At 48.8% G+C, this 13,665-nt stretch carries 24 protein-coding genes; 2 read left to right on the plus strand and 22 right to left on the minus strand.

The window, feature by feature from the left end:
- Positions 1 to 688: 688 nt before the first annotated feature.
- Together gluQRS and BUA28_RS05295 are read left to right on the plus strand one after the other, a co-directional pair.
- Positions 689 to 1,585, plus strand: a complete 897-nt coding sequence (gluQRS, locus tag BUA28_RS05290) for a tRNA glutamyl-Q(34) synthetase GluQRS (protein ID WP_083569888.1) — start codon at positions 689 to 691, stop codon at positions 1,583 to 1,585.
- Between the two features lie 221 nt (positions 1,586 to 1,806).
- Positions 1,807 to 2,964, plus strand: a complete 1,158-nt coding sequence (locus tag BUA28_RS05295) for an NAD(P)/FAD-dependent oxidoreductase (protein WP_072767104.1) — start codon at positions 1,807 to 1,809, stop codon at positions 2,962 to 2,964.
- 91 nt (positions 2,965 to 3,055) lie between these two features.
- On the opposite strand, the gene BUA28_RS05300 is transcribed toward BUA28_RS05295, so the two are convergent.
- The 22 genes from BUA28_RS05300 to rpmC form a co-directional block, all read right to left on the minus strand.
- The gene (locus tag BUA28_RS05300) at positions 3,056 to 3,511 is read right to left on the minus strand and encodes a DUF2806 domain-containing protein (RefSeq protein ID WP_072767300.1); all 456 of its coding nucleotides are present in this window, start codon (positions 3,509 to 3,511) and stop codon (positions 3,056 to 3,058) included.
- Between the two features lie 82 nt (positions 3,512 to 3,593).
- A complete protein-coding gene (locus BUA28_RS05305) occupies positions 3,594 to 3,908 on the minus strand; it encodes a hypothetical protein (RefSeq protein ID WP_072767105.1) in 315 nt (104 codons plus the stop codon).
- A 242-nt stretch (positions 3,909 to 4,150) separates the two neighbouring features.
- On the minus strand, positions 4,151 to 4,549 hold the full coding sequence (gene rplQ / locus BUA28_RS05310; RefSeq protein ID WP_072767106.1) for a 50S ribosomal protein L17: 399 nt from the start codon (positions 4,547 to 4,549) through the stop codon (positions 4,151 to 4,153).
- A complete protein-coding gene (gene rpoA, locus BUA28_RS05315; protein WP_072767107.1) occupies positions 4,536 to 5,540 on the minus strand; it encodes a DNA-directed RNA polymerase subunit alpha in 1,005 nt (334 codons plus the stop codon). Before rpoA ends, rplQ begins: the two co-directional genes overlap by 14 nt.
- A gap of 33 nt (positions 5,541 to 5,573) precedes the next feature.
- Positions 5,574 to 6,200, minus strand: a complete 627-nt coding sequence (gene rpsD / locus BUA28_RS05320) for a 30S ribosomal protein S4 (protein ID WP_072767108.1) — start codon at positions 6,198 to 6,200, stop codon at positions 5,574 to 5,576.
- Between the two features lie 10 nt (positions 6,201 to 6,210).
- Positions 6,211 to 6,600, minus strand: a complete 390-nt coding sequence (gene rpsK, locus BUA28_RS05325) for a 30S ribosomal protein S11 (RefSeq protein WP_004181016.1) — start codon at positions 6,598 to 6,600, stop codon at positions 6,211 to 6,213.
- Between the two features lie 41 nt (positions 6,601 to 6,641).
- Complete coding sequence (gene rpsM, locus BUA28_RS05330; RefSeq protein WP_072767109.1) at positions 6,642 to 7,022, minus strand: 30S ribosomal protein S13; 381 nt, start codon at positions 7,020 to 7,022, stop codon at positions 6,642 to 6,644.
- 54 nt (positions 7,023 to 7,076) lie between these two features.
- Positions 7,077 to 7,190, minus strand: coding sequence for a 50S ribosomal protein L36 (gene rpmJ, locus BUA28_RS05335; RefSeq protein ID WP_072767110.1), 114 nt, complete (start codon positions 7,188 to 7,190; stop codon positions 7,077 to 7,079).
- A 16-nt stretch (positions 7,191 to 7,206) separates the two neighbouring features.
- Positions 7,207 to 7,425 (minus strand): translation initiation factor IF-1, encoded by a 219-nt coding sequence (infA, locus tag BUA28_RS05340; protein WP_004181006.1) that lies wholly within the window; start codon positions 7,423 to 7,425, stop codon positions 7,207 to 7,209.
- A 17-nt stretch (positions 7,426 to 7,442) separates the two neighbouring features.
- Positions 7,443 to 8,771 carry a preprotein translocase subunit SecY gene (gene secY, locus BUA28_RS05345; protein ID WP_072767111.1) on the minus strand — a complete coding sequence of 443 codons (1,329 nt, stop codon included), beginning with the start codon at positions 8,769 to 8,771 and terminating at the stop codon, positions 7,443 to 7,445.
- 17 nt (positions 8,772 to 8,788) lie between these two features.
- Positions 8,789 to 9,220, minus strand: a complete 432-nt coding sequence (rplO, locus tag BUA28_RS05350) for a 50S ribosomal protein L15 (RefSeq protein WP_072767112.1) — start codon at positions 9,218 to 9,220, stop codon at positions 8,789 to 8,791.
- Positions 9,221 to 9,409, minus strand: a complete 189-nt coding sequence (gene rpmD, locus BUA28_RS05355; protein ID WP_072767113.1) for a 50S ribosomal protein L30 — start codon at positions 9,407 to 9,409, stop codon at positions 9,221 to 9,223.
- Positions 9,406 to 9,948: a 30S ribosomal protein S5 gene (gene rpsE / locus BUA28_RS05360; RefSeq protein ID WP_072767114.1), complete on the minus strand. Its 543-nt coding sequence runs from the start codon at positions 9,946 to 9,948 to the stop codon at positions 9,406 to 9,408. The genes rpmD and rpsE overlap by 4 nt, the downstream gene beginning before the upstream one ends.
- A 13-nt stretch (positions 9,949 to 9,961) precedes the next feature.
- The gene (rplR, locus tag BUA28_RS05365) at positions 9,962 to 10,318 is read right to left on the minus strand and encodes a 50S ribosomal protein L18 (protein WP_072767115.1); all 357 of its coding nucleotides are present in this window, start codon (positions 10,316 to 10,318) and stop codon (positions 9,962 to 9,964) included.
- Between the two features lie 11 nt (positions 10,319 to 10,329).
- Positions 10,330 to 10,863 carry a 50S ribosomal protein L6 gene (gene rplF / locus BUA28_RS05370; protein WP_072767116.1) on the minus strand — a complete coding sequence of 178 codons (534 nt, stop codon included), beginning with the start codon at positions 10,861 to 10,863 and terminating at the stop codon, positions 10,330 to 10,332.
- Between the two features lie 11 nt (positions 10,864 to 10,874).
- Positions 10,875 to 11,270: a 30S ribosomal protein S8 gene (rpsH, locus tag BUA28_RS05375; protein ID WP_072767117.1), complete on the minus strand. Its 396-nt coding sequence runs from the start codon at positions 11,268 to 11,270 to the stop codon at positions 10,875 to 10,877.
- A gap of 157 nt (positions 11,271 to 11,427) precedes the next feature.
- Positions 11,428 to 11,733 carry a 30S ribosomal protein S14 gene (gene rpsN / locus BUA28_RS05380; RefSeq protein ID WP_072767118.1) on the minus strand — a complete coding sequence of 102 codons (306 nt, stop codon included), beginning with the start codon at positions 11,731 to 11,733 and terminating at the stop codon, positions 11,428 to 11,430.
- 7 nt (positions 11,734 to 11,740) lie between these two features.
- Positions 11,741 to 12,280 (minus strand): 50S ribosomal protein L5, encoded by a 540-nt coding sequence (rplE, locus tag BUA28_RS05385; RefSeq protein WP_072767119.1) that lies wholly within the window; start codon positions 12,278 to 12,280, stop codon positions 11,741 to 11,743.
- Positions 12,281 to 12,298: 18 nt separating this feature from the next.
- Positions 12,299 to 12,616, minus strand: a complete 318-nt coding sequence (gene rplX, locus BUA28_RS05390) for a 50S ribosomal protein L24 (protein ID WP_072767120.1) — start codon at positions 12,614 to 12,616, stop codon at positions 12,299 to 12,301.
- Between the two features lie 18 nt (positions 12,617 to 12,634).
- Positions 12,635 to 13,003 carry a 50S ribosomal protein L14 gene (gene rplN / locus BUA28_RS05395; protein ID WP_025042198.1) on the minus strand — a complete coding sequence of 123 codons (369 nt, stop codon included), beginning with the start codon at positions 13,001 to 13,003 and terminating at the stop codon, positions 12,635 to 12,637.
- A 196-nt stretch (positions 13,004 to 13,199) separates the two neighbouring features.
- Positions 13,200 to 13,466: a 30S ribosomal protein S17 gene (gene rpsQ / locus BUA28_RS05400; protein ID WP_072767121.1), complete on the minus strand. Its 267-nt coding sequence runs from the start codon at positions 13,464 to 13,466 to the stop codon at positions 13,200 to 13,202.
- On the minus strand, positions 13,463 to 13,663 hold the full coding sequence (gene rpmC / locus BUA28_RS05405; protein WP_072767122.1) for a 50S ribosomal protein L29: 201 nt from the start codon (positions 13,661 to 13,663) through the stop codon (positions 13,463 to 13,465). Before rpmC ends, rpsQ begins: the two co-directional genes overlap by 4 nt.
- Positions 13,664 to 13,665 lie beyond the last annotated feature (2 nt).

The following is a 13,665-nucleotide window of genomic DNA, read 5'->3' on the forward strand; positions in this document are numbered from 1 at the left end:
CCGAATTTGTACCACCTCGAGTCATACCACTCCGACATGTCGTAGTCGCGACCACTTGCCTTGGCGTGACCCGACGTTCCTAGTGTTGTTGCCATGTTGTTTCCTCCTGTTGCCTTGTGCGTTGATCATGTGCTGCGCGCTCTACCGGCTTGAACCAAACTTCGACTCCTTAACCACTCCCCGCCGGTATGAGCTTCGATAATTTGTTGCTGTCTTTCGTTGCTATCAATCTGGTGTTGCTCAATGCTTCTGGTGCTGCTTATACTGCAGGTGTTGCCCGGTGCTGTCAGAGGTGTTTCCAGGTGTTTCTCTGTACCTGTGTTTCTGAATATGGTGTTACCAATACGTTACATACCCATAACCTCATAAAGACTATCCCCGAAGATGCCCTAAGTCAAGCAGTTTGTCAGGGCTGCAACAGGGCATCTTTCATAGCAATTTCTATGCCAATCAGTGTTGGTTTTTTCGTAATCTTTCAGTGATGCAGTCCGATAGATATTTTGTCGCCTGGAAGAACGCCAGTAAACGGGGATATGGTTTCGTTATTCGTGGAAGAATTGTAATGGAAGCTACCCGGTTAGCGACAGAATAAGCTAAGATAATTTCGAAAACGTATCATCATCTGTTACCACTTTTTTTGTCGATTTATTTTGCTGATCCTTCATACCCGGATCGATTACGTTGACCGTTGGCTAATAGTCCACCTATCTTTCCACCCTATCGTGGACGCTTTGCTCCATCTCCGACCGGACCGCTGCATTTCGGCTCCCTTGTCGCTGCCGTCGGCAGCTATCTTGAGGCGAAATCGCGTCAGGGCGAGTGGATGGTCAGGATCGAAAACCTGGATCCGACACGCGAAATTGCCGGCGTATCGGGGCAAATTCTAAATACCCTGCAAGCGCTGGGAATGGAATCGGATAGTGAGGTTATCTATCAAAAACAGCGCTACAAAACGTATCAGGCAGCGCTCGCTGTACTTGAAAGGCAGCATTTGGTTTATCCCTGCGTCTGCAGCCGTAAGGAAATTGCAGATTCCACGATCACAGGAATAGATGGACCCATTTATCCTGGTACCTGCCGTGGACGCTTCCTTCATGACCAATGCCCCGGGGCACGGCGAATACGAACTGATAACAGGCTGATCCAGTTCAGGGATTCGCTGCAAGGGCTGATTCTACATCGATTGCACAGTGATATTGGGGATTTCGTGCTGCGCCGTGCCGATGGGGTTTTTGCTTATCAATTGGCAGCGGTCGTTGACGATGCCGAGCAAGGAGTCACTCATGTGGTGCGTGGGAGAGATTTGCTGAATTCTACTTCTCGCCAAATATACCTGCAACAATTGCTGGGTTATCCGACTCCTTCCTATCTGCATCTTCCGGTAGTAGTTAACGCTCGAGGTGAGAAACTCAGCAAACAGACCGGCGCTGCGCCTCTTGATGTTTCCGATCCGATGCCACAATTAATGATGGCGATACGTTTCCTGGGTCAAGCACCACCGGCAGAATTGATCGGAAGCGATGTCGGTTCATTTTGGAAGTGGGCGACAGAATATTGGAAACCGGAGAAAATTCCTCAAAAATAGCGAAACTTCCAGCAGAAATCGAATTCGGTCAAGATGCAACGCCCTCATCAAGACATTCGTGCTACGCTGCTGCCCTGATTGCGATAGGCTGAGTAACTGGATGGCACCTCGTAACTTATTAAAGATGTTATATGAAATGAATATAACCCTGCAGGGATCTGAGAAGGGATACCGATGAATAGTGAAATACCTGAATTGATCTGCATTGCGAAGGAGGAGTAGTGCCGTTTCTGCCATTTTACATACCCAGGCATAAGCAACTCAAAATTGTAATTGTGGGTGGCGGTTATGCGGGAATCGCTGCGCTGGTAACCCTTCTGCGCCATATGCCCGAGGTCCGCATCACGATCATAGATCCCAGGCTTCATCACCTTAAGATTACGCATATACATGAAACCTTCCGGTATCCGCTGGACGACTTTCTCGTATCGTTTTCAGATCTGGAAAATCGCTTTGGCTGCCGACACGTTTGCGCCCAGCTGATCCTGAACGATTGTGTTCTCCAGCAAAGCCAGAAAGATAGATTTATCGTGGTCAACGACGAAATACTGGAATTTGATTATCTTCTGGTGGCCTCAGGTTCGCCTCTCGCGCAGCTGAGTAAATCAGAGGATATTTTCGACCTGAATGATTTCATGATCAACACCGGCTCGGACTTACTGAACCAGCAGCGCTATATACATGAGCCCGGCGAGAAAATCATTTCAGTAATAGGCGGAGGCGCCACAGGTATTCAATTTCTTTTCGAAATCGCCCATTTTCTCCAGCGCCAGAAATTCGGATGGAAATTGCGGTTGATTCATGGGGGAGATCGTGTACTTAACCAATTTGGAGTAGGCTTTTCGGAATATACCCAGGCACGCATGTCTGAACTGGATATAGATTTTTATCCTAATACTCGTTACCGGGACCAGGTCGCGAATAAGATTTTGCTGCAAGAAGTCGAAACGGGTCACCAATTCGAGCTACCTTCCACTATCTCGCTCCTGTTTCTCGGCAAAAAACTTGATACGCCGCTCTTCGCCAATGCGTTCGGACAAGTTGTGATCGAGCAGAAACAGTTGGAGAATATTTTTACCGCCGGCGATTGTTCCATATATAACTCTGCCGGTTCCAATGCCATGACAGCGCAATCCAGCGTTCGCAAAGGAATGCTGGCGGCAAGAAATATTTTACGTCACTCAGGCTCATTAAAGTTGCTGGAGCCATACTTTCATCGCGACTTAGGTTACGTCATCAGTCTTGGACCATCGGATGCCGTCGGTTGGCTGGCACTCGAAGGTAACGTGGTCGGTGGCATGCCGGCGCTGATGATCAAGGAGGTGGTAGAGGCTCAATATGATTTATTGCTGACAGGAATCGATACGTATCTGATCTAAGTTCGAATGTTTGGCATTAACAATACAATACCATATCGTTAAAATAAACAGTTGAAGAGCGGGCTATTAAGAGCGGGCTATTAATCGATATTCACCGGTTCGCCAGGATAGACGATATAACCATACCCTGCTGAAACCATTTATCGATCACATATTCATAAAACTCCTGATTTCGGTTATTGCTGAAAACGGTCGCTAGCGCTTTCCCTTTTTCTGTCAGGAGAACGTGTCCAAGATCAAGCTGATTGTTCGCTTCCTCCGGAAATTGGATTTTCGTAGCCTGGCCGAAATAAAACAGACGGGTATGCTTACCAAACCTTCTCTTCACATATCCAGCGGCCTCAAAGGATATCAAACCGATTGACTCCAAATGTTTTAATACCCGTAAGCTGATGCCATGCTTTGCATAAACCGCATGCTCCGGATTATAAATTAAAAGCAGCGGCTCCCCTTGAATCCATACAAACTGGCACAGGGATGTAAAAAGCGCTGCATCGTCTTCATCAAGATCAGGAATATGGGCGTCTATCTCTTTCTTTAAAGACATTGCCAACTCGATATCAATGGAGTTTTTTATTTCCTGGAAATTGGCTGCATCCAGGTGAAAACGCCGGGGATGGCGTAGCGCGTTAAAATTGATGGCCGCGACGGGTAAGTTCCTGGTCAATTTTTCCGAGAAAACTTATATTTTTTTTGCGCTGTTTGTCGCCCTTGTACCAAGTAAAACAGGCAAGAGTACCAAGCAAGACCAAGAGAAGGTTTGTCGCAGCCGGACCGCCGAAAAACATGTCCATAAGCCCGGTCAACAATGCAAACGCGCCCGCTATACCATTCCAGTTCAAGAACTTATTTCCCCACGTCGGGGCTTCACGTTGGAGACGCCACGCAAGAAGTTTCTCACGTATCGAAACAAGTTCGGCCACGGTCCAGGTCGTTAAATCCATCGGAATAGCCCCAACTGAAATAAAAGATACATAACCGATCGAATGTCCATGCTATCAATAGCTCAGATCAGTGTATGTTAGAAGCATACAAGAATTCTCTGAACCAGACAATGATTTATGCTGGGCAGAGCTAAAGCAGTTTTTATTCCGCGATGCCAAACCGGATGATGGTTTATTAATACCGGTCAGGCATAAAGAAGCCGGGATAACCCGGCTTCTTTTTTTTACCTTATCGCCGGCACTTACGTATCGGCTTTCTCAGCTACGGTCGTAGTTAATTGCTCTGGTCGATCCAACAATTCCACTAAAGCCATCGGTGCGTTGTCACCCTTGCGAAAACCGAATTTAAGAATACGCAAATAACCGCCGTTACGTGTTTGATATCGCGGACCCAGTTCACCGAATAACTTACCGACCATGTCACGATCGCGCAAGCGATTGAATGCCAGACGTCGATTCGCCAGCGATGGTTTTTTACCTAGCGTTATCATTGGCTCGATTACACGGCGCAACTCCTTGGCCTTAGGCAGCGTGGTTTTAATAACCTCGTGCCGCAACAATGAATTGGTCATGTTACGTAGCATCGCCAGTCGGTGGCTGCTCGTACGATTTAGCTTTCGTAGCCCATTATGGTGCCGCATGACTTGTTTCCTTTTTTCCCTTATCAAGATTGGAAGGCGGCCAACTTTCCAGCTTCATGCCCAGCGTCAATCCACGCGAAGCCAAGACCTCCTTTATTTCATTGAGAGATTTTCTTCCCAAGTTAGGGGTTTTCAGCAATTCGGTTTCCGTGCGCTGAATTAGGTCGCCAATATAATATATATTCTCCGCTTTCAGGCAATTGGCCGAGCGCACGGTAAGCTCCAAATCATCCACTGGCCGAAGCAATACCGGATCAATCTGAGGTAATTTTGGCTGCTCCACCGGTAACGGTGTGCCCTTAAGGTCGGCAAATATGGAGAGTTGCTCAACCAGCACCTTCGCCGCATAACGGATCGCTTCTTCCGGATCGACGACGCCGTTGGTTTCAATATCCATAACGAGCTTATCGAGGTCGGTACGCTGCTCAACCCGAGCACTCTCGACCGCATAACTTACGCGCCGCACAGGACTGAAAGAAGCGTCCAGCAAAATGCTACCGAGAGCACGACCTTCACTTGTCAATTGCCGCACAGTTCCAGGTACATAACCGCGCCCAAGCTCCACCTTAATTTGCATATCCAGCTTTCCGCCGGCAGTAAGATGTGCCACCACATGGTCTGGATTAATGATTTCCACATCATGTCCTGCTTCGATGTCGCCGGCAGTCACCGTACCTTCACCTTTCTTTTTAAGGATCAGTATAGCCTCGGTTCGGCTGTGTAGCTTTAGAACGATACCCTTAAGATTGAGCAAAATATCGACCACATCCTCTTGTACACCGTCCAGTGCGGAATACTCATGCACTACACCGCTAATCTGGACTTCGGTTGGTGCAAATCCCGGCATGGACGATAGCAAAATTCGACGTAATGCATTTCCTAACGTGTGACCGTACCCACGTTCAAACGGTTCCATGATAATCTTGGCATGCAGCGGGGAAATATTCTGCACGTCAATAATGCGGGGCGTAAGAAAAGTGTTACTTGGCATAGCCTGATCCTTTTGCGGAAACCTTGGCGGTAATTACTTAGAATACAACTCGATGACTAGAGACTCATTGATGCTTGAAGGCAAGTCAGAACGCTCCGGTTTAACTTTAAACGTTCCTTTCATAGCCTTGACATCCATCTCTATCCACTCTGGAAAATTACGCTGCTCCGCTGCTTCCACAGCAGCCTTGATGCGCAGATGACCTTTAGCCTTTTCCGCAACCTCTATCACATCACCGGGCTTAACCTGGTAGGAAGGAATATTGGTCCGGCGTCCATTTACCAGGATGCCGTTATGGCGCACGATCTGGCGCGCCTCTGACCGCGAAGCACCAAATCCCATCCGGTAAGAAACCGTATCCAGGCGACATTCCAGCAACTGCAGCAAATTCTCGCCAGTAATACCGCGCTGTCGTTCCGCTAGCTCATAATTGTTATGGAACTGGCGCTCCAATATGCCATATATCCTGCGCAACTTCTGTTTTTCGCGCAATTGGACCCCATAGTCAGACAACCGCGTACTTTTCTGACCGTGTTGACCGGGCGCATAGTTCCTGCGCTCGATTGCACATTTGTCGGTGAAACACTTCTCACCTTTCAAGAATAACTTCTCCCCTTCCCGTCGACATTGGCGACATTTAGGATCAAGATTTCTAGCCACAGACTACTCCTTAAATACGGCGTTTTTTCGGTGGGCGGCAACCGTTATGCGGAACCGGCGTCACATCCGAAATACTGGTGATTTTAAAACCGGCTGCGTTCAAAGCCCGCACGGCGGATTCACGTCCCGGACCAGGACCTTTGATACGCACTTCCAAATTCTTTACTCCGCATTCCTGAGCAACCTTACTTGCCTGCTCGGCTGCTACCTGAGCAGCGAATGGAGTACTTTTACGCGACCCCTTGAATCCGGCACCGCCGGAAGTCGCCCATGATAAAGCGTTGCCCTGGCGGTCCGTGATAGTCACGATAGTGTTATTAAATGATGCATGAACGTGGGCAATCCCCTCCGCTACATTTTTTTTGACCTTCTTGCGAACCCGTGTGGCTGCTTTTACCATATCGAATTATTCCTGTATGCTACCGTTCAGTTGGCTGAAAATTATCTCGTTGCTGCCTTTGCGTTGGAAGCTCGAACTGCCTTGCGTGGCCCCTTACGCGTCCTTGCATTTGTACGAGTACGCTGGCCCCGTACCGGCAAACCACGACGGTGACGCAATCCACGATAACAGCCCAAATCCATCAAACGTTTGATATTCATAGAAACCTCACGCCGCAGATCGCCCTCGACCGCAAATTTTGCGACGTTGTCTCTCAGCTTTTCCATTTGAGCATCGGTTACATCTTTGATCTTAGTGGAAGCACCGATGCCAACCGCAGCACAAATCTCCCGCGCTCTGGCGCGACCTATGCCGTAGATTGAAGTTAACGCAATTTCGGCATGCTGATGATTCGGGATATTTACTCCAGCGATACGGGCCATACAGGTTTCCCACAAAAATTTTGAATTATAACATCGAAAGTGATGCTTATTCGATCAACCTTGGCGTTGCTTATGCCTTGGATCTGAACAAATTACCCGAACTATCCGATTGCGTTTAATAATCTTGCAATTACGGCAGATTTTTTTTACAGAGGCTAATACTTTCATAAATACTCCTTCCCCACTATTTCGCGCGAAATGTAATTCGCGCTCTGCTTAAATCGTATGGCGTCAAATCCACCGTTACCTTATCACCAGGTAAAATCCGAATGTAATGCATTCGCATTTTTCCGGAAATATGGCCCAGCACGACGTGCCCATTTTCCAGCTTGACACGGAAGGTTGCGTTTGGCAACGTTTCGAGTATCTCGCCCTGCATTTGTATCGTTTCTTCTTTGGCCATCCTATCCTTAGATGTAACTATCTTGCCGGTAATCCGCCGCCGCCTTTGAAGTTGGTTTTCTTCAGCAAGCTCTCATACTGATGGGACATTATGTACGCCTGAACCTGCGCCATGAAGTCCATGGTAACCACCACGATAATGAGGAGAGACGTCCCTCCAAAGTAAAATGGCACGTTCCATTTCAAGATCAGGAATTCCGGCAGCAAACACACGAGTGTTACATAAATCGCTCCGGCCAGGGTAAGTCTTAGCATAATGCGTTCGATATACCGGGCTGTCTGCTCGCCCGGACGAATCCCAGGGATGAAAGCCCCGCTTTTTTTCAGATTCTCGGCAGTTTCTCTGGGATTAAATACAAGCGCGGTATAAAAGAAACAGAAAAATATGATCATTGCAGCATACATGATCACGTAAATCGGTTGGCCCGGCGATAGCGCGCCGCTCATATCCTTCAACCAACTCATGGATTCGCCCGTCGCAAACCAGCCTGCCAGCGTAGCTGGAAATAATATGATGCTGGAAGCAAAGATCGGAGGAATCACACCGGACATATTCAGCTTCAACGGCAAATGAGAGCTTTGGCCGCCATAAACTTTTCGTCCCACCTGGCGCTTCGCATAATTCACTAGTATCTTGCGCTGACCCCGCTCGACGAAAACCACGAAGGCTGTCACTGCCGTTGCCGCCACAAAGATCCCCAATGCAACCAGAAAATGCATTGCACCAGTTCTGACCAGTTCCAGCGTACCGCCAATTGCGCTGGGAAGCCCCGCTGCTATGCCGGCAAAAATTATGAGCGATATACCATTCCCGATGCCGCGTTCAGTAATCTGTTCGCCTAGCCACATTAGAAATATCGTTCCGGTAACCAAGGTTATCACCGTTGTCAACAGGAACATCGGCCCAGGCTCGATCACCAATCCGGGCTGGGATTGCAACGCAATCGATATGCCATAACCCTGCAGCAGCGCCAATCCCAACGTACCGTATCGAGTGTATTGGGTAATTTTCCTGCGGCCTGATTCCCCCTCCTTCTTCAGCGCTTCCAGATAAGGGAACGCAACTGTACCCAATTGCATAATAATAGAAGCAGAAATATACGGCATGATCCCGAGTGCAAAGATCGAGAAACGGGAAAGCGCGCCACCCGAAAACATGTTGAACATCCCAAGGATGCCCCCTTGCTGCGACTCGAACAGGTCTTTTAGCACCACTGGGTCGATACCTGGTACCGGAACATGCGCACCGATTCGATAGACGACTAATGCGAGCAACAAAAACCACAACCGACGTTTCAAGTCGCCAAGTTTTCCGGAGAGTCCCCGCAGGGATTCGCTAGCGGCCAATCTGTATCCTCTCGAGTTTATTCAACGCTGCCCCCAACGGCTTCGATGGCAGCCTTCGCGCCTTTCGTTACTGCAATTCCCTGCAACTTAAGTGCACGCTCGACCTTTCCGGAAAGTATCACCTTCGCACTCAAAGCAGATCCGGGAATAACCCCTGCCTGTTTCAGGATGAGGATATCGATTTCATTTCCTGGCAATTTTTCCAAGGCCGACAGTCGCACTTCAGCGGTAGCGCTCCGGGTAAGTGATACAAAACCACGCTTGGGCAAACGACGTTGAAGGGGCATCTGGCCGCCTTCAAAACCTACTTTATGAAAACCGCCAGAGCGGGATTTTTGTCCCTTGTGACCTCGTCCGGCAGTTTTGCCGAGGCCGGAACCGATGCCGCGCCCCAAACGCCGCCTTGCATGCTTGGCGCCACCGGCTGGCTTAATCGAATTCAGCTGCATCTAGGCCTCACTCTTTACAAGGTAATAAATATTATTAATCATACCTCGCACAGCCGGAGTATTCTCCAACTCAGCGCTACTATTTATTCCGCGCAGTCCCAACCCACGTGCAGTCGCACGATGCGATCGTTTCGTACCGATCAGGCTTTTGACTAAAGTCACTTTAATCTTTTTTTTATCCGTAGTCATTTCGCCAAGCCCATGATTTCTTCCACACTCTTGCCCCTCTTGGCTGCGATTTCCGCGGGCGTATTCATCGCTTGCAGTCCATGCAAAGTCGCACGCACTACATTATAAGGGTTGGTTGAACCGATACATTTGGCGAGAATATTATGAACACCCATCACTTCGAATATTGCCCGCATCGGCCCACCGGCAATAATACCGGTTCCTTCGGACGCAGGCTGCATATAGACTGTAGCAGCGCCATGTCTGCCGATGACTGGGTGATGTAGCGTGCCATTCTTCAAGCTTACCTTGATCATCTTGCGGCGGGCTTCATCCATTGCCTTTTGTACGGCAACCGGCACTTCGCGGGATTTACCTTTACCCATGCCGACAGCGCCATCCCCGTTCCCAACTACCGTCAGCGCGGCAAATCCGAGGATACGACCTCCTTTGACTACTTTGGTGACCCGATTAATCGCCACCATCTTTTCCTTAAGGCCATCACCTCGATCATCACCCTGAGGCACCTTTCCTTGCATGCGTCCTTGCATTTTAGCCATTATCTTCCCTCAGTTAGAATTTGAGGCCATGTTCACGAGCAGCTTCGGCTAATGCCTTTACGCGCCCATGATATTTGAACCCCGAGCGGTCGAATGAAACCGTCTCGATACCTAAACCTCTGGCTTTTTCTGCAACGCGTTTCCCAACTGCCGCCGCTGCATCAACGGTGCCGCCATTGGGCAACTCCTTGCGAAGCTCCGGCTCCAAAGTAGATGCACTGGTCAAGACCTTCCCGCCGGAGCCATCTATCAACTGTGCATAAATATGACAATTGCTGCGATGCACCGACAACCGCACCATCTTCAGCTCGGCGATCTTGGCGCGCGTCCGACGAGCACGGCGCAAACGGGATTTTGTTGGATTCGGCATATCTACCCCAATTATTTTTTCTTGGTTTCTTTCATAACGATGACTTCATCGGAATAACGCACACCCTTCCCCTTATAAGGTTCCGGCTTGCGGTAAGCACGTACGTCAGCCGCGACCTGGCCGACCTGTTGCTTATCCATTCCCTTGATAATGACCTCGGTTTGAGTGGGCGTTTCCACTTTAACGCCCTCAGGCATCTTGTGAGCGACGGGGTGTGAAAATCCCAGAGTCAAGTTTAGAACATCATTCGCCGCCTGAGCACGATAGCCTACTCCAACCAGTGTCAGTTTCTTTTGGAAACCGCTGGTAACTCCCTTGACCATATTGGCAAGCAATGCGCGCATCGTACCAGACATCGCATTTGCGTGTTTCGAATCATTCGCAGCTTTAACAAGCAAACTATCGCCCTCACGCTCGACAGAGATGTCTGAAACCAGATTGCGCTGCAACGCGCCCAGCGGTCCCTTTATCGACACTTCAGAGGCGGAAAGCGTTACCTCAACACCTGCGGGAATCAGCACAGGATTTTTACCCACTCGAGACATTTTTTATATCCTTAAGCCACAATGCATAGTACTTCACCGCCAACGCCATTGGCGCGCGCCTTTCGCTCCGTCATTACACCTTTTGAAGTGGAGACGATCGCTACGCCCAACCCGTTCATCACATTAGGAAGCTTGTCGCTGGCTTTGTAAATCCTCAGGCCGGGACGGCTAACACGTTCAATTTTTTCAATTACAGGACGTCCCGCGTAATATTTTAAACTGATATCCAACAGCGGCTTTCCGTCCGCTTGGTGAACCGCGAAATCCTCGACGTAACCTTCATCCTTCAATACTTGCGCAATCGCAGCTTTGAGCTTGGACGCGGGCATTACAACGGATGTTTTTTCGGAAAGCTGCGCGTTACGAATCCGCGTCAGCATATCGGCGATAGGGTCACTCATGCTCATCTAGGGATACCTCTAGAAATCCAGATTCCGTAACCGGAAAATATACTAATCTCTGAAATTATTAAATTGATCATGTTGGGTCCGCCTTTTGTATGAACGAAAGTCGCGTTTGGTTCATTAGTATTTAGACGCGCCCAAAATATTATGTCGCTCAATCTTACCAACTGGCCTTGATTATGCCGGGAATCTCCCCGCTCATCGCAATATCGCGGAGTTTGCTGCGGCCCAGACCGAACTTGCTGTAAACGCCACGTGGACGACCAGTCAGGGAGCAACGATTACGCAGACGCACCGGACTTGAGTTGCGCGGCAACATCTGAAGCTTGATCCTGGCAGAATGTCGATCTTCATCGCTCGAATTGGCATCGTTAATTATGGCCGACAATTCAGCGCGCCGAGGCGCATATTTCTTTACGGTTTCGCGTCGTTTCAAGTCGCGGTTAATCACAGCTATTTTGGCCATGCTACTCTCAATTTTTAAATGGAAATTTAAATGCCGCCAACAACGCTTTCGCCTCCGCATCCGTTTTTGCGGTGGTGGTGATGGTTATATTCATGCCCCTTAGCGCGTCGATTTTGTCATATTCAATTTCAGGAAAAATGATTTGCTCTTTTACACCCATGTTGTAATTTCCCCGCCCATCAAATGCCCTGCCGGAAACACCGCGAAAATCACGAATACGCGGTATAGCCACGCTAACCAGTCGGTCCAAAAATTCATACATGCGAATACGGCGCAATGTAACCATGCAGCCCACCGGATATCCATCACGAACCTTAAACGTCGCGATGGATTTTTTCGCCTTTGTCACCACCGGCTTCTGCCCTGCAATTTTTTGCATATCGCTTACGGCGCTATCCATGACCTTCTTATCGGCGACCGCCTCTCCCACACCCATATTAAGCGTGATTTTCTCGATGCGGGGGACTTCCATCACAGACTTGTAGCCAAATTGCTGCATTAATTGTTGGACTACAGTGTCGCGGTAATACTCTTGTAGACGAGCCATATTCTTTCCTTAACCTATTCAGGCATCAAGCAGTTCGCCGCTCGACTTGAAATAACGGACTTTACCTTTGCCTTCCTGAATTCTGAAACCCACACGGTCGGCTTTACGAGTGAAGGGATTATAAATCGCTATATTCGAGACCTGAATTGGATTCTCCATTTCGACGATTCCACCCGTGGCTCCCTTATTTGGATTGGGCCGCTGATGTTTCTTGACCTTATTGACGCCCTCGACCACCACCAAGTCAGCATTCACCGCGCGCAGCACCGTGCCACGCTTGCCCTTATCCTTGCCGGTGATGACAACAACATCATCACCTTTCTTTATCTTTCGCATATTCAGTCCTTACCGCGCCTACAAAACTTCTGGCGCAAGCGAAACAATTTTCATGAAACGTGCATTACGCAATTCCCGCGTTACCGGTCCAAAAATACGCGTACCAATTGGCTCCAGCTTGGCGTTCAACAACACGGCAGCGTTACTGTCAAATTTGATTAACGAACCGTCAGCGCGACGCACTCCTTTTGAAGTGCGAACCACCACCGCATTGTACACTTCGCCTTTCTTGACGCGTCCCCGCGGCGCAACATCCTTGATGCTGACTTTTATAATGTCGCCAATACCAGCGTAACGCCGCCTGGATCCGCCCAGCACCTTGATGCACATGATCGAACGAGCACCAGTATTGTCCGCGACTTGCAGAATCGATTGCATTTGGATCATTTTTTACTCACTCTTTCCAACTTTTCCCGCCCCGAGACCGAGGTGTGGATAGTATTGGAACCCGTCCGGGTTATGAAGTCACCAATTGATGACTGCCAAAATTAAAGATCTGAAAAACGAAGAGGCCGAATTATAAGTTAATCCCGCGAGAAAAACAAGGAAAAAGAAATATTGGCCTATCGGGCTCGTCAGTAAATCAACTGACTTGGTTGCCCTTCTCCATTAACTTAACCACGCGCCAGGCTTTTGTTTTAGAGAGAGGCCGGCATTCTTCGATTACTACCATATCACCTGGATGAAACTCGTTACTCTCGTCATGAACGTGGTATTTTTTTGAACGAACCATAATCTTCCCATAGAGGGGATGCTTAACTTTACGTTCGACCAAAACAGTAATGGTCTTATCCATCTTATCACTCAACACTTTTCCGCTGAGGGTGCGGCTTAAATTAGCTTCACTCATGACTGCTTTGCCTTCTGGCTAAGTATGGTTTTTGCGCGCGCGATATCCCGGCGCACGTTACGTAATTGGTTGGTATTACTCAACTGCTGTGTTGTGTGCTGCATCCGCAGGCCAAACTGCGCCCGTAGGAGCTCTAACAACTCCTGCTGCAACTCTACCGGATTCCGGGATCTAAGGTCTTTAGTTTTCTTTTTCATAA

The sequence above is a fragment of the Nitrosospira sp. Nsp11 genome (assembly GCF_900142705.1).
In the GTDB taxonomy this organism is placed as follows: domain Bacteria; phylum Pseudomonadota; class Gammaproteobacteria; order Burkholderiales; family Nitrosomonadaceae; genus Nitrosospira.

What these genes read in the sequence shown, in the direction of transcription:
- BUA28_RS05300 (WP_072767300.1), bottom strand. Translation starts at nt 3,511, where the DNA reads ATGTCTTTAAAGAAAGAGATAGACGCCCATATTCCTGATCTTGATGAA.
- BUA28_RS05305 (WP_072767105.1), bottom strand. Translation starts at nt 3,908, where the DNA reads ATGGATTTAACGACCTGGACCGTGGCCGAACTTGTTTCGATACGTGAG.
- rplQ (WP_072767106.1), bottom strand. Translation starts at nt 4,549, where the DNA reads ATGCGGCACCATAATGGGCTACGAAAGCTAAATCGTACGAGCAGCCAC.
- rpoA (WP_072767107.1), bottom strand. Translation starts at nt 5,540, where the DNA reads ATGCCAAGTAACACTTTTCTTACGCCCCGCATTATTGACGTGCAGAAT.
- rpsK (WP_004181016.1), bottom strand. Translation starts at nt 6,600, where the DNA reads ATGGTAAAAGCAGCCACACGGGTTCGCAAGAAGGTCAAAAAAAATGTA.
- rpsM (WP_072767109.1), bottom strand. Translation starts at nt 7,022, where the DNA reads ATGGCCCGTATCGCTGGAGTAAATATCCCGAATCATCAGCATGCCGAA.
- rpmJ (WP_072767110.1), bottom strand. Translation starts at nt 7,190, where the DNA reads ATGAAAGTATTAGCCTCTGTAAAAAAAATCTGCCGTAATTGCAAGATT.
- infA (WP_004181006.1), bottom strand. Translation starts at nt 7,425, where the DNA reads ATGGCCAAAGAAGAAACGATACAAATGCAGGGCGAGATACTCGAAACG.
- rplO (WP_072767112.1), bottom strand. Translation starts at nt 9,220, where the DNA reads ATGCAGCTGAATTCGATTAAGCCAGCCGGTGGCGCCAAGCATGCAAGG.
- rpmD (WP_072767113.1), bottom strand. Translation starts at nt 9,409, where the DNA reads ATGACTACGGATAAAAAAAAGATTAAAGTGACTTTAGTCAAAAGCCTG.
- rpsE (WP_072767114.1), bottom strand. Translation starts at nt 9,948, where the DNA reads ATGGCTAAAATGCAAGGACGCATGCAAGGAAAGGTGCCTCAGGGTGAT.
- rplR (WP_072767115.1), bottom strand. Translation starts at nt 10,318, where the DNA reads ATGCCGAATCCAACAAAATCCCGTTTGCGCCGTGCTCGTCGGACGCGC.
- rplF (WP_072767116.1), bottom strand. Translation starts at nt 10,863, where the DNA reads ATGTCTCGAGTGGGTAAAAATCCTGTGCTGATTCCCGCAGGTGTTGAG.
- rpsH (WP_072767117.1), bottom strand. Translation starts at nt 11,270, where the DNA reads ATGAGCATGAGTGACCCTATCGCCGATATGCTGACGCGGATTCGTAAC.
- rpsN (WP_072767118.1), bottom strand. Translation starts at nt 11,733, where the DNA reads ATGGCCAAAATAGCTGTGATTAACCGCGACTTGAAACGACGCGAAACC.
- rplE (WP_072767119.1), bottom strand. Translation starts at nt 12,280, where the DNA reads ATGGCTCGTCTACAAGAGTATTACCGCGACACTGTAGTCCAACAATTA.
- rplX (WP_072767120.1), bottom strand. Translation starts at nt 12,616, where the DNA reads ATGCGAAAGATAAAGAAAGGTGATGATGTTGTTGTCATCACCGGCAAG.
- rplN (WP_025042198.1), bottom strand. Translation starts at nt 13,003, where the DNA reads ATGATCCAAATGCAATCGATTCTGCAAGTCGCGGACAATACTGGTGCT.
- rpsQ (WP_072767121.1), bottom strand. Translation starts at nt 13,466, where the DNA reads ATGAGTGAAGCTAATTTAAGCCGCACCCTCAGCGGAAAAGTGTTGAGT.
- rpmC (WP_072767122.1), bottom strand. Translation starts at nt 13,663, where the DNA reads ATGAAAAAGAAAACTAAAGACCTTAGATCCCGGAATCCGGTAGAGTTG.